The organism is Enterobacter sp. 120016, from assembly GCF_018383635.1.
Classification (GTDB): Bacteria; Pseudomonadota; Gammaproteobacteria; order Enterobacterales; family Enterobacteriaceae; genus Enterobacter; species Enterobacter asburiae_D.
Map to the genome: position 1 here is coordinate 1 of NZ_JAHAWC010000024.1, position 12,724 is coordinate 12,724.

General features: G+C 55.2%; 11 protein-coding genes and 7 tRNA genes. 1 reads left to right on the forward strand and 17 read right to left on the reverse strand.

Annotated elements, in window-relative coordinates; genetic code table 11:
- Positions 1-109 precede the first annotated feature (109 nt).
- The 10 genes from rihA to miaB all read right to left on the reverse strand — a co-directional run bounded on the left by rihA (position 110) and on the right by miaB (position 10,392).
- Positions 110-1,051, reverse strand: coding sequence for a pyrimidine-specific ribonucleoside hydrolase RihA (rihA, locus tag KIF87_RS21480; RefSeq protein WP_213330630.1), 942 nt, complete (start codon positions 1,049-1,051; stop codon positions 110-112).
- Positions 1,052-1,171: 120 nt separating this feature from the next.
- Positions 1,172-1,897, reverse strand: coding sequence for an amino acid ABC transporter ATP-binding protein (locus tag KIF87_RS21485; protein ID WP_010428605.1), 726 nt, complete (start codon positions 1,895-1,897; stop codon positions 1,172-1,174).
- Entirely contained in the window at positions 1,897-2,571 is a 675-nt protein-coding gene (gene gltK / locus KIF87_RS21490; RefSeq protein ID WP_023334900.1) for a glutamate/aspartate ABC transporter permease GltK, read from the reverse strand. The genes KIF87_RS21485 and gltK overlap by 1 nt, the downstream gene beginning before the upstream one ends.
- On the reverse strand, positions 2,571-3,311 hold the full coding sequence (locus KIF87_RS21495) for an amino acid ABC transporter permease (protein WP_023310756.1): 741 nt from the start codon (positions 3,309-3,311) through the stop codon (positions 2,571-2,573). Before KIF87_RS21495 ends, gltK begins: the two co-directional genes overlap by 1 nt.
- 155 nt (positions 3,312-3,466) lie before the next feature.
- The gene (locus tag KIF87_RS21500; RefSeq protein ID WP_023334902.1) at positions 3,467-4,372 is read right to left on the reverse strand and encodes an amino acid ABC transporter substrate-binding protein; all 906 of its coding nucleotides are present in this window, start codon (positions 4,370-4,372) and stop codon (positions 3,467-3,469) included.
- Positions 4,373-4,781: 409 nt separating this feature from the next.
- Positions 4,782-6,320 carry an apolipoprotein N-acyltransferase gene (lnt, locus tag KIF87_RS21505; RefSeq protein ID WP_213330632.1) on the reverse strand — a complete coding sequence of 513 codons (1,539 nt, stop codon included), beginning with the start codon at positions 6,318-6,320 and terminating at the stop codon, positions 4,782-4,784.
- Positions 6,321-6,325: 5 nt separating this feature from the next.
- The gene (gene corC, locus KIF87_RS21510; protein ID WP_021242574.1) at positions 6,326-7,204 is read right to left on the reverse strand and encodes a CNNM family magnesium/cobalt transport protein CorC; all 879 of its coding nucleotides are present in this window, start codon (positions 7,202-7,204) and stop codon (positions 6,326-6,328) included.
- Positions 7,205-7,293: 89 nt separating this feature from the next.
- The gene (gene ybeY, locus KIF87_RS21515) at positions 7,294-7,761 is read right to left on the reverse strand and encodes an rRNA maturation RNase YbeY (RefSeq protein ID WP_008501052.1); all 468 of its coding nucleotides are present in this window, start codon (positions 7,759-7,761) and stop codon (positions 7,294-7,296) included.
- On the reverse strand, positions 7,758-8,804 hold the full coding sequence (locus tag KIF87_RS21520; RefSeq protein ID WP_029740142.1) for a PhoH family protein: 1,047 nt from the start codon (positions 8,802-8,804) through the stop codon (positions 7,758-7,760). Before KIF87_RS21520 ends, ybeY begins: the two co-directional genes overlap by 4 nt.
- A gap of 163 nt (positions 8,805-8,967) precedes the next feature.
- The gene (gene miaB, locus KIF87_RS21525; RefSeq protein ID WP_213330634.1) at positions 8,968-10,392 is read right to left on the reverse strand and encodes a tRNA (N6-isopentenyl adenosine(37)-C2)-methylthiotransferase MiaB; all 1,425 of its coding nucleotides are present in this window, start codon (positions 10,390-10,392) and stop codon (positions 8,968-8,970) included.
- A gap of 135 nt (positions 10,393-10,527) precedes the next feature.
- Here miaB and ubiF point away from each other — a divergent pair, with 135 nt between their 5' ends.
- Positions 10,528-11,703, forward strand: coding sequence for a 3-demethoxyubiquinol 3-hydroxylase (gene ubiF, locus KIF87_RS21530; RefSeq protein WP_213330636.1), 1,176 nt, complete (start codon positions 10,528-10,530; stop codon positions 11,701-11,703).
- Positions 11,704-11,807: 104 nt separating this feature from the next.
- On the opposite strand, the gene KIF87_RS21535 is transcribed toward ubiF, so the two are convergent.
- From KIF87_RS21535 to KIF87_RS21565, 7 genes are all read right to left on the reverse strand, one after another.
- Positions 11,808-11,882: transfer RNA gene (locus tag KIF87_RS21535), tRNA-Gln, on the reverse strand.
- Between the two features lie 36 nt (positions 11,883-11,918).
- A tRNA-Gln gene (locus KIF87_RS21540) sits at positions 11,919-11,993 on the reverse strand.
- Positions 11,994-12,037: 44 nt separating this feature from the next.
- Positions 12,038-12,114: transfer RNA gene (locus KIF87_RS21545), tRNA-Met, on the reverse strand.
- A gap of 17 nt (positions 12,115-12,131) precedes the next feature.
- Positions 12,132-12,206 (reverse strand) — tRNA-Gln (locus tag KIF87_RS21550).
- Positions 12,207-12,238: 32 nt separating this feature from the next.
- Positions 12,239-12,313 (reverse strand) — tRNA-Gln (locus tag KIF87_RS21555).
- 23 nt (positions 12,314-12,336) lie between these two features.
- Positions 12,337-12,421 (reverse strand) — tRNA-Leu (locus KIF87_RS21560).
- An 8-nt stretch (positions 12,422-12,429) separates the two neighbouring features.
- Positions 12,430-12,506 (reverse strand) — tRNA-Met (locus tag KIF87_RS21565).
- Between the last annotated feature and the right edge of the window lie 218 nt (positions 12,507-12,724).

Genomic DNA, 12,724 nt, shown 5'->3' on the forward strand with positions numbered 1-12,724 from the left:
ACTCCATAAACGGGTTCTTATGCCTTAGTTGTAAGTGTCTACCATGTCCCCGAACAAGTGTTCACTATGTCCCCGGACCGTACAGTGGGAGAGGGGTGGGGTGAGGGCATCAGGCCGCACTATAGTAAGCAAGACTCTCCGCCAGCAAATCCACAAACGCCTCCCGGTCGATGTCCACCATCACCGTGGTATTCGGTTTATTGCCCGTCAGCGAGTAATAATCCACCACCGTCATTCCCTGGGTGTATTTTCCCTGCGTCTCGACGCCAACCCATCTGTCCACCGTGGTAAACATCTCAGGCTTCAGTAGCCAGGCGATGGTGCACGGATCGTGCAGGGGCGCGCCGTGGAAGCCCCACTTCTCGGCTTTGTGATACTCCATAAAGAAGTCGAGCAGTTCGGCCACGGTTGTCGCAACAGGGTTGCCCACCGAGCGAAAACGCTCAATATCGTCCGCCATAATCTGCGCGCGGTGGGTAACGTCCAGTCCCGCCATCACAATCGGTAAGCCGGACTGGAAGACAATCTCAGCGGCTTCCGGGTCGACAAAGATGTTGAACTCCGCCGCTGGCGTCCAGTTACCGAGCCCCATGGCGCCACCCATAATCACAATACGGGCAATTTTATTATGCAGCTCAGGATGGCTGTTCAGCAGCAGCGCAACGTTGGTTTGCGGTCCGGTTGCCACCAGCGTTACCGGTTCTTCGCTTTCGCGCAGCACCTTCGCCATCAGCTCGACGGCGGTACAGTTTTGCGGCGCGAAGCCCGGCTCCGGCAGTGCCGGACCGTCCAGCCCGCTTTCGCCATGAACGTTGTCGGCAATAATCAGCTCGCGCATCAGCGGCTTCACGGCCCCGCCGGCGACAGGAATATCGGTGCGTTTGAGCAGCGTGAGCATGCGCAGCACGTTGCGCAGGGTTTTTTCAGGGGTCTGGTTTCCGGCGGACGAGGTGACGGCTTTCACGTCGAGTTCAGGGGAGGCAAGTGCAAGGACGAGTGCGATCGCGTCATCATGACCCGGATCGCAATCGAGAATAATAGGCTGTGCCATAGCGTTCTCCATACGTAGCGTTATTTTGTGACAAGGTTAACGCTGCAATGTGACGCCGACGAGAGGAAGTGAGTGAAAGCGTGAAGCAGTGCGCAATCCGCAGATTGCGCACCGAGAAGATTAGTGCAGGATTTTCGCAAGGAAGTCTTTGGCGCGGTCGGATTTCGGGTTAGCGAAGAACTCTTCTTTCGGTGAGTCTTCAACAATTTTCCCTTCGTCCATAAAGATCACGCGGTTCGCCACTTTACGGGCGAAGCCCATTTCGTGGGTCACCACCATCATGGTCATCCCTTCGTGCGCCAGCTCGACCATCACGTCCAGCACTTCGTTGATCATTTCTGGATCGAGCGCCGACGTTGGTTCATCAAACAGCATCGCCACCGGATCCATACACAGCGCGCGGGCGATCGCCACGCGCTGCTGTTGGCCGCCAGAAAGCTGTGCCGGGAACTTATCGGCATGTGCCGAGAGCCCAACGCGTTCCAGGAGTTTCAGACCTTTCTCGCGCGACGCTTTTTTATCACGCTTAAGCACTTTTACCTGTGCCAGCGTCAGGTTCTCAATAATGGAGAGGTGAGGGAACAGCTCAAAATGCTGGAACACCATGCCAACGTGAGAGCGAAGCTGGGCGAGGTTAGTTTTCTTGTCGTTGACTTTGGTACCGTTGACGACGATCTCACCCTGCTGCACCGGCTCCAGTCCGTTGACGGTTTTGATCAGCGTTGATTTACCGGAGCCGGACGGCCCGCACACCACCACCACGTCGCCTTTTTTGACTTCAGTGGAGCAGTCGGTCAGCACCTGAAAGTGCCCATACCATTTAGAAACATTTTTCAGGGAAATCATTATACCGTCCTTTTCTTCAGCCAGCTGACCAACAGCGACGCGCTTAAACTAATCACAAAATAGACCGCACCCGCAAAGAGCACCATCTCGACCTGCGTACCATCACGTTCACCGATGGTTGACGCGGTACGGAAGAAGTCTGCCAGACTCAGCACATAGACCAGTGAGGTATCCTGGAACAGCACAATACCCTGGGTCAGCAGGAGCGGAACCATGGCGCGAAACGCCTGCGGCAGAATAATGAGCTGCATGGACTGCCAGTGCGTCATTCCCAGCGCCAGCGCGGCGCTGGATTGCCCGCGGGAGATACTCTGAATGCCCGCGCGGATAATCTCCGAGTAGTAAGCGGCCTCAAACATCGAGAACGCCACCATGGCGGAGATCAGACGGATATCGGTTTTCGGCGATAGCCCCAGCACGTTCTGCAGGAAGCCGGGCACAATCAGGTAAAACCACAGCAGCACCATCACCAGCGGGATGGAGCGGAACACGTTAACGTAGGCGGTTGCAAACCAGGCGAACGGCTTAAAGCTCGACAGGCGCATGACGGCCAGCAGGGTACCCCAGACGATACCAATGATGATGGCGATAACGGTGATTTTTAAGGTAATCACCAGGCCATCAAGCAGGTAAGGCATGGATGGAACGATAGAACTCCAGTCAAATTCGTACATTATTTGCCCCCCAGATTACCCGGCAGGCGGATTTTGCGTTCAACCAGGTTCATCACAAGCATGATGAAAGCGTTAATCAGAACATATGCGAGCGTGATCGCGGTGAAGGATTCCCACGCGTGTGCGGAGTAATCCAGCAGCTTGCCCGCCTGCGCGGCCATGTCGACCAGGCCGATAGTCGAGGCGATGGCCGAGTTTTTCACCAGGTTCATCATCTCAGAGGTCATCGGTGGAACGATAACGCGGTAGGCGTTAGGCAGCAGCACATAGCGGTAGGTTTGTGGCAGGGTCAACCCCATCGCCAGGCCCGCATTTTTTTGTCCACGGGGTAATGACTGAATGGCGGCACGCACCTGCTCGCAAACGCGCGCAGCGGTAAACAGCCCCAGACACATCATGGAGGAGACAAAGAACTGTACGTTCGGATCCAGTTCCGACTTGAACCACATGCCAATATTTTCCGGCAGCAGTTCCGGGATGACCAGATACCAGGTAAAGAATTGCACGATCAGCGGAACGTTACGGAACAGTTCCACATACAGGGTGCCAAGTGTTGAAAGAAAGCGGTTTGGGACGGTGCGCAGAATACCGAACAAAGAACCGACAAGAAACGCGATGATCCACGCCGTTATCGATAATGCCACGGTGACCTGAAAGCCGCTCCACAGCCAGCCAAGATAGGTTGTGTTGCCGAACGGGGCTTGTTGCAGGAATATGCCCCAGTTCCAGTCTATTGACATAATAAACTCCAGAAAAAAAAGGGTAGCAGCGCTACCCTCGAAGATTGGTGAGAAGCTCATTTTTCGCGCTGAGTGGGGAACGACCACTCAACGTATAGTCTGTCCATGCTTCCCGACAATCGAGAGGGCAGGAGATCCCGCCCCTGTTGTTCTAATTAGTTAAGAGCCTTGTCATTTGGAGATTTGAACAGCGCTTTCATGTCTTCAGACAGTTCAAAATTCATGTTCAGGTTTTTTGGTGGAATCGGGTTCTTGAACCACTTGTCGAACCATTTTTCGGCTTCGCCGGAGGTCTGCACCTGAGCGATGGTGTCATCGATCAGCTTTTTGAACTGCGGATCGTCTTTACGCAGCATACAGCCGTAGGCTTCTTTAGACTGCGCGGTACCGACGATATCCCAGTTGTCTGGTTTTTTCGCTTTCGCACGTTCGCCCGCCAGCAGGGCGTCATCCATCATAAACGCGACGGCACGACCGCTTTCCAGGGTACGGAAGGAGTCGCCATGGTCTTTCGCGCTGATGATGCGCATATCCATTTTCTTCTCGTCGTTCAGCTTGTGCAGCAGCACTTCTGAAGTGGTACCGGAGGTCACAACAACCGCTTTGCCTTTCAGGTCAGCGAAGTCTTTGATCTCACCGCCTTTCTTCGTCAGCAGACGGGTGCCCACGACAAAGATGGTGTCAGAGAAGGCAGCCTGTTTTTGACGCTCGAGGTTGTTGGTGGTGGAGCCACACTCGAAGTCAAAGGTACCGTTTTGCAGCAGTGGAATACGGTTCTGTGAAGTGATTGGGATCAGCTTCACCTGCAGGTCAGGTTTGTTCAACTTTTTCTTCACGGCTTCAACGATGGCGTTGGAGTAATCCTGTGAATAGCCCACGACTTTTTGCGTGTTGTCGTAGTAAGAGAACGGGACAGAAGATTCACGGTGGCCGACCACGATGACGCCGTTTTTGGCAATCTTGTCGAGAGTGCTGCCTGCTGCCGGCGCATCTTCAGCGTGAACCACGCCAGCAGACATTCCCATAACCAGCATTGCTGTGGCCAGTTTACGTAATTGCATACCCAACTCCTTTTTTATCAGCGCCAGAGACGCTTTGATACCCATTGTGATGTTGTTATATCTCGCGCAATGCGAGTGCAGTGTTATGCAAGCTTGTTAACATTTAGTCTGGCTTAATGTAAAGATTTTGCTGCGTTATTGTTTATTTTTGCGAAGCGCGCCGCACCATTCAGAGGCAAATATCTCCCGTTGCACCATTTCGGTGCTACCGATGATCTACGCTGGTGCGACAAAGTTGCACGTTAAGCCAAACTGCGTTTACCTGAATAAACAAAGCAATAGGCGTGCCAGAATGGGCATTTAGAGGGAATTGTCGGGTGGCGGCTACGCCTTACCCGACCTACGGGAACGGAAATGTAAAATGTAGGCCGGGTAAGGCGTAGCCGCCACCCGGCAGGAAGAGGTGAGATTATCGACGACGCTGACGCAGGCTCATCAGCACCGCGCCAAAGCCGAACAGCACGGTCAAAATCCACAGCGGCCAGTTGCCGGTACGAGCGTATGGCGTCAGCCCCGTGGTTGGCGTGACTTTAGTGGTCAGTACCTCACGGGTAAACTGCGGGATCATCGCCTGAATTTCACCCTGTGGACCAATCACAGCGGTGATGCCGTTGTTGGTGCTGCGCAGCAGCGGACGCGCCAGCTCCAGGGAGCGCATACGTGCCATCTGGAAGTGCTGCCACGGGCCGATTGACTTACCAAACCAGGCGTCGTTGGAGATGGTCAGCAGATAGTCAGTATCCGGGCGGAAGTTATCACGCACCTGCTCCCCGAGAATGATTTCGTAGCAGATGGCCGCCGTCAGGGCAAAGCCGTGCGCGTGCAGCTGAGGCTGAACGTACGGTCCGCGGCTGAAAGAGGACATCGGCAGGTCAAAGAACGGGGCCAGCGGGCGCAGAATTGACTCCAGTGGGACAAATTCACCAAACGGCACCAGGTGGTTCTTATTGTACCGGTCAGTGGAGTGGTAGCTGTACTCGCTGTCTTTCCCGAGCGTAATGATGCTGTTGTAGGTGTCGTAGCGGTTCTGCTGATTCAGACGCGCATCGACAATCCCGGTGATCAGCGTGCTGCCGCGCGCCAGCAGCAGGTCGTTCATCATGTTGAGGAACGGCTGTTGGTTAATTTCCAGATCGGGGATTGCAGACTCCGGCCAGATAATCAGCTGGGATTTACCCATCACCTCTTCGGTGGCGTTGGCGTAGATCTTCAGCGTATTCAGCAGCTCTTTCTCATCCCACTTCATGGACTGCGGGATATTCCCCTGCACCATGGAAACCTGCATGGCGCGATCGGGCTCAGGCGTGAACCACTGGATATAGCGCAGCGGGAAGGGCAGGGCGAACAGCACCAGCGCCACGGCCAGCGGTTTCCAGCAGCGCTGGACCAGCGCCAGGACCAGCAGGCCGCTCACCACCATCAACAGGAAGTTGATGGCTTCAACACCCATTACCGGCGCCAGGCCTTTCAGCGGGCCGTCAATCTGGCTGTAGCCGAACTGCAGCCACGGGAAGCCCGTCAGCACCCAGCCGCGCAGGAACTCGGTTATCTGCCAGACCACCGGCGCGGCAATAGCGACGCGCAGCCAGGTGGTTTTTGGCCACAGGCGAGAAAGGATGCCGGCGAACAGACCGGTATAGAGCGAGAGATACGCGGCGAGCAATACCACCAGGAAGACGTTTACCGGGCCAGGCATACCGCCAAACTGGGCTATGCTGACATAAACCCAGTTGATGCCTGAGCCAAACAGACCCAGCCCCCAGAAGTAACCGATGGCAGCAGCCTGTACCGGACGACGATTCAGGGTCAGGCCCTGAAGCCCCATCAGGGAGAGAATGGCCGCAGGCCAGATATCGTAAGGAGAGAAAGCCAGCGTACCGCTGGCTCCAAGTAACAGCGCCAGCAGCAAACGGACGCGCTGGCGTTCAAGCAGTGGGGCAAATGCCATTTACATTAATCTTCCAGTTTTGGCACCGGTGAGTCGTCCGGCGTTCTGACGTGAACCTGTATAATACGTCGGCTGTCGGCCATTGCCACTTTGAACTGGTAACCGTCGATGTCAACGGTCTCACCGCGCGCCGGGAGGTGGCCAAAGGCCTGCATCACCAGCCCACCAATGGTATCGACCTCTTCATCGCTGAAGTGGGTACCGAAGGCGTCGTTGAAGTCCTCAATCGAGGCCAGCGCCCGCACGGTCCAGGTGTGGCGGCTAAGCTGACGGAAGTCGATATCTTCTTCTTCGTCGTACTCGTCTTCTATTTCGCCCACGATCAGCTCAAGAATATCCTCGATCGTGACCAGACCGGAAACGCCACCAAATTCATCAATAACAATCGCCATGTGGTAACGCTGAGAGCGAAACTCTTTCAGCATCCGATCCACACGTTTACTTTCCGGCACAACCACGGCCTGGCGTAACACTTTTTCCATGCTGAAGGCTTCGGCATCGCTGCGCATAAACGGCAGCAGATCTTTCGCCATCAAAATCCCTTCGATGTGATCTTTGTCTTCGCTGATGACCGGGAAACGCGAGTGGGCGGATTCGATGATCACATCGAGGCACTCGTCCAGCGTCTGGTTACGTTTCAGGGTGATCATCTGCGAGCGGGGGATCATGATATCGCGAACGCGCTGGTCGGCGATGTCCATAACCCCTTCGAGCATTTCGCGCGTATCTTCGTCGATAAGGTCGTTTTGCCCGGAATCACGAATCAGCTCCAGCAGTTCATCACGGTTTTTGGGTTCGCCGTGGAAAAGCTGGTTCAGAATGAGGGAGAAAAATCCCTTTTTACTGGTTGTCGTGTCGCTACTGTGTGAATTGTCGTCGCTCATGGCGTTTGTTAAGGGTTCTCTTGTTAGTTCAACGTTTACCGCCACGCGATGTCCTTTCGTGGCGGCATGTGAGTCAGTCAGGTGACGGACTATTCTTTCTCGGCAATGTACGGATCCTCATAGCCCAGAGCAAGCATTATCTCTGTCTCGAGGGACTCCATCTCTTCCGCTTCGTCATCTTCAATGTGATCGTAGCCGAGCAGATGCAGGCTGCCGTGTACCACCATATGCGCCCAGTGGGCCTCAAGCGGCTTTTGCTGCTCTTTGGCTTCCTGCTCAACCACCTGACGGCAGATGATCAGATCGCCCAGCAGCGGCATCTCAATGCCCGGGGGGGCTTCGAACGGGAAAGAGAGCACGTTGGTCGGCTTATCTTTCCCGCGATAGGTCAGGTTAAGCTCATGGCTTTCCGCTTCATCCACCAGGCGAATCGTCACTTCTGATTCTTCCTGAAACTGAGGAATAACGGCATCCAGCCATTTCTGAAACTGTGCCTCATCTGGCATGCCGGAATTGTCTTCACAGGCCAGCTGTAAATCGAGGATCACCTGACTCATTTCTGTTCTTGCTCCTGCGCTTCGCGCTTACGTTCTGCGGCCAGTTCGGCCTTACGCTTCTGATCCGCCTCTTCCCAGGCTTCATAGGCGTTAACGATACGCGCGACCACCGGGTGGCGTACCACGTCTTCACTGTGGAAGAAGTTAAAGCTGATTTCGTCGACTTCGGCCAGCACTTCGATGGCGTGGCGCAGGCCGGATTTGGTGCTGCGCGGCAGGTCGATCTGGGTGACGTCACCGGTAATGACCGCTTTCGAGTTAAAGCCGATACGCGTCAGGAACATCTTCATCTGTTCGATGGTGGTGTTCTGGCTCTCATCAAGAATGATAAACGCATCGTTCAGCGTACGACCGCGCATGTAGGCGAGCGGGGCAACTTCGATAACGTTACGCTCAATGAGCTTCTCGACCTTCTCAAAGCCCAGCATTTCGAACAGCGCATCGTATAAAGGACGCAGATACGGGTCGACCTTCTGGCTCAGATCGCCTGGCAGGAAGCCCAGCTTTTCGCCCGCTTCAACGGCCGGACGGGTCAGCAGAATTCGACGGATATCCTGGCGTTCCAGCGCATCTACCGCAGCGGCAACGGCCAGATAGGTTTTACCCGTACCCGCAGGGCCCACGCCGAAGGTGATGTCGTGGTCGAGAATATTGGCGATGTACTGCGCCTGGTTTGGCGTACGCGGCTTAATGACGCCACGTTTGGTCTTGATGTTAATGGCCTTGCCGTAGTCCGGCACGCTTTCCGCGCTCTGCTCAAGCACGCGCGCCTCTTTAATGGCGAGGTGGATCTGTTCCGGCTCGATATCCTGCGTTTCGCCGCGCATTGGGGCGGTATCAACATACAGGCTACGCAGAATATCCGCAGCGGCGTTGACGCAGATAGGGCGTCCGGTAAGTTTGAAATGATTATCGCGACGATTGATTTCGATACCCAGACGTCGCTCCAGTTGTTTGATGTTGTCATCAAACGGCCCGCACAGGCTCAGCAGGCGAGCGTTGTCTGCTGGCTCAAGGCTAATTTCACGCGTATCTATATTCAAACTGTTCCTCTTTAATTGGTTAACTGACCCATTGCGATAGGGCGTAATAAAACGGTCATTACCGAAATTATTCACGCCACAGAATAAAGGCGCAAGCGTTGCGGAAGATATTGGGGACAATGAGAGGAAATACAAGGCCTGCCGGAAAGGTAGGCCAGGAGGATTAAGGCTGGTAAATCCCAACGCCAGAATCGTTTTGTTTACGGGTGCGAGAGATCACGGATTCCGGTGACTCGGCAATACGCAGGCCCATTTCATCCTCGGTGCGTACCAGCTTCGCGCGCAGCGAGTTGGTCAGCACGTCGACGATCTCGACGTCCACGAATTTACCGATCATGTCCGGGGTGCCTTCAAAGTTCACCACGCGGTTGTTTTCGGTACGGCCGGAGAGTTCCATAATGCTCTTGCGCGAGGTACCTTCCACCAGAATACGCTGGACGGTGCCGAGCATACGGCGGCTCCACGCGTTGGCCTGCTGGTTAATACGCTCCTGCAGAATATACAGACGCTGCTTTTTCTCTTCTTCCGGCACATCGTCAACCATATCGGCCGCAGGTGTCCCAGGACGCGCAGAGAAGATGAAGCTGTAGCTGACGTCAAAATTCACTTCACCGATGAGCTTCATGGTGCGCTCGAAGTCATCAGCGGTTTCGCCAGGGAAGCCGACGATAAAATCGGAGCTGATCTGGATATCCGGACGCGCTTCACGCAGCTTACGAATGGTGGATTTGTACTCCAGCACCGTATGCGGGCGGCCCATCAGGTTCAGCACGCGGTCAGAGCCACACTGAATCGGCAGGTGCAGGAAGCTCACCAGCTCTGGCGTATCGCGATACACGTCAATGATGTCGTCGGTAAACTCCATCGGATGGCTGGTGGTAAAGCGAATGCGGTCGATGCCGTCAATCGCGGCCACCAGACGCAGCAGCTCGGCAAAGCTGCCGGTGGTGCCGTCGTAGTTCTCCCCGCGCCAGGCGTTAACGTTCTGGCCCAGCAGGTTCACTTCGCGAACGCCCTGCGCGGCAAGCTGGGCGATTTCAAACAGAATATCGTCTGCAGGACGGCTGACTTCTTCCCCGCGGGTGTAGGGCACTACGCAGTAAGTGCAGTATTTGTTGCAGCCTTCCATGATGGAGACGAAGGCGGTTGGGCCATCGGCGCGCGGCTCCGGCAGACGGTCAAACTTTTCGATCTCCGGGAAGCTGACGTCAACGACCGGGCTGCGGTTGCCGCGAACCTGATTGATCATCTCTGGCAGGCGGTGCAGGGTCTGAGGACCAAAGACAATATCCACATACGGGGCTCTCTGGCGGATCAGCTTGCCTTCCTGCGACGCAACGCAGCCACCCACGCCGATGATCAGGTCCGGATTTTTTCGCTTGAGAAGCTTCCAGCGGCCTAACACGTGAAAGACTTTTTCCTGCGCTTTTTCACGAATCGAACAGGTGTTCAGCAGCAGCACGTCCGCTTCTTTCACATTTTCTGTCAGCTGGTATCCGTGGGTTGAATCCAGCAGATCGGCCATCTTGGATGAATCGTATTCGTTCATCTGACAGCCCCAGGTTTTTATATGGAGTTTTTTAGTCATCGACTTGCTCAGCTCAGGATTGCAAGCCGCGTATTGTAATGCTTTGGTGGGGTTGTGACCAGTATGAAGGTTATGTGTCTCAGGACCGCAAAAATCCGGTAAACTTAAGGGATTCTCCAATAAGGAAAATTGACCATGACACTCCTACACACCGAAGTTGCCGTTGTCGGCGGCGGTATGGTCGGCGGCGCGCTGGCGCTGGGGCTGGCGCAGCAGGGATTTGAGGTAACGGTAATTGAACAGGCTGCTCCGCCGGCCTTCGATCCCGCCAGCAAACCGGATGTGCGCATTTCCGCGATCAGCGCGGCGTCCGTCGATCTGCTGCGCGGGCTGGGCGTCTGGGAGGCGGTGCTGGCGATGCGCGCCCATCCTTACAGTCGTCTTGAAACCTGGGAGTGGGAAAATGCCCACGTCGCGTTTGATGCCGCTGAGCTGAAGCTGCCGCGCCTGGGTTATATGGTGGAAAACAACGTGCTCCAGCTGGCGCTCTGGCAGGCGCTGGAGACGCATCCAAAGGTGACGCTGCGTGTTCCGGCGTCGCTTAAGGCACTGCATCCTCACGAGAGCGGCTATTTACTGACGCTCGACAGCGGCGATGAACTGGCCGTGAAGCTGGTCGTTGGGGCGGACGGCGCTAACTCGCAGGTCAGACAGATGGCGGGTATCGGGGTTCATGCCTGGCAGTATGAGCAGTCCTGCATGCTGATTACCGTCAAGTGCGAGAATGCGCCGGGAGAAAGCACCTGGCAGCACTTTACGCCGAACGGTCCGCACGCATTTTTACCGCTGTTTGATAACTGGGCGTCGCTGGTGTGGTATGACAAACCGGCGCGCATTCGCCAGCTGCAGGGGCTTTCAATGGAACAATTGCAGCGGGAAATCCGCCTGCACTTCCCGAGCCGTCTGGGCAACGTTACGCCGGTCGCTGCCGGGGCGTTTCCGCTCACGCGCCGTCACGCTTTGCAGTATGCCCGTGAAGGGCTGGCGCTGGTGGGCGATGCGGCACACACCATTCATCCGCTGGCCGGGCAGGGTGTTAACCTGGGGTATCGTGATGTCGATGCGTTACTGGATGTGCTGGGCAGCGCCCGCGGGCACGCGGAAAACTGGGCCAGTCATCAGGTCCTGAAGCGTTACCAGACGCGGCGCATGGCGGACAATTTCATCATGCAGTCGGGGATGGATCTGTTCTATGCAGGGTTCAGCAATGACTTAGCCCCGGTGCGCATTCTGCGTAATATTGGATTGATGGCAGCGGAGCGTGCCGGTGGTCTGAAGCGCCAGGCGCTTAAATACGCTCTCGGACTCTAATCCTTTTTCCCTCTCCCCGTGGGAGAGGGTCAGGGCATCAGGCCGCACAATTCTGAGCAACAAAAACAAAAAAGCCCGCAGAGCAGGCTTTTTTGTTACTTAAGTGGCTGGGGTGCAGGGATTCGAACCCCGGAATGCTGGTATCAGAAACCAGAGCCTTACCGCTTGGCGACACCCCAATTGCGTTAAACAAACTGCTTAACGACTTTTTAAATTGGCTGGGGTACGAGGATTCGAACCTCGGAATGCTGGTATCAGAAACCAGAGCCTTACCGCTTGGCGATACCCCAACAATTTTTTCTAGTCTATCGAATAATTCGACAGATTACTAATTTGGTGGCTACGACGGGATTCGAACCTGTGACCCCATCATTATGAGTGATGTGCTCTAACCAACTGAGCTACGTAGCCAGTACTGCAATCTTCGATGGCTGGGGTACCTGGATTCGAACCAGGGAATGCCGGTATCAAAAACCGGTGCCTTACCGCTTGGCGATACCCCAATACCGCGGAGAACCGCAAAATCGAAGAAATATGGCTGGGGTACCTGGATTCGAACCAGGGAATGCCGGTATCAAAAACCGGTGCCTTACCGCTTGGCGATACCCCATCCGTGCAACGCTTACCTGGGAATGGTGCGGGAGGCGAGACTTGAACTCGCACACCTTGCGGCGCCAGAACCTAAATCTGGTGCGTCTACCAATTTCGCCACTCCCGCAAAAAAGATGGTGGCTACGACGGGATTCGAACCTGTGACCCCATCATTATGAGTGATGTGCTCTAACCAACTGAGCTACGTAGCCATCTTTTTTCGCGTTACCTTATCGGCGTTGCGGGGCGCATTATGCGTATAGACCCTTGCAGCGTCAACACCTTTTTCAACGAAAATAGCCGGAATGTGACTGTTTGGTTAGGTTGCGAACAGCGTGACCGAATATTCGGCAATTATTGGTTATTTATCAGATTTAGACGGTGAAATACGAGGCAAAAAAATCAGGCCCCTGAGGGGCCCGATTGCGAT

Coding starts and splice junctions, on each gene's coding strand:
- ybeY (WP_008501052.1), bottom strand. CDS start 7,761: ATGAGTCAGGTGATCCTCGATTTACAGCTGGCCTGTGAAGACAATTCC.
- KIF87_RS21485 (WP_010428605.1), bottom strand. CDS start 1,897: ATGATTTCCCTGAAAAATGTTTCTAAATGGTATGGGCACTTTCAGGTG.
- KIF87_RS21500 (WP_023334902.1), bottom strand. CDS start 4,372: ATGCAATTACGTAAACTGGCCACAGCAATGCTGGTTATGGGAATGTCT.
- lnt (WP_213330632.1), bottom strand. CDS start 6,320: ATGGCATTTGCCCCACTGCTTGAACGCCAGCGCGTCCGTTTGCTGCTG.
- KIF87_RS21495 (WP_023310756.1), bottom strand. CDS start 3,311: ATGTCAATAGACTGGAACTGGGGCATATTCCTGCAACAAGCCCCGTTC.
- rihA (WP_213330630.1), bottom strand. CDS start 1,051: ATGGCACAGCCTATTATTCTCGATTGCGATCCGGGTCATGATGACGCG.
- corC (WP_021242574.1), bottom strand. CDS start 7,204: ATGAGCGACGACAATTCACACAGTAGCGACACGACAACCAGTAAAAAG.
- miaB (WP_213330634.1), bottom strand. CDS start 10,392: ATGACTAAAAAACTCCATATAAAAACCTGGGGCTGTCAGATGAACGAA.
- ubiF (WP_213330636.1), top strand. CDS start 10,528: ATGACACTCCTACACACCGAAGTTGCCGTTGTCGGCGGCGGTATGGTC.
- gltK (WP_023334900.1), bottom strand. CDS start 2,571: ATGTACGAATTTGACTGGAGTTCTATCGTTCCATCCATGCCTTACCTG.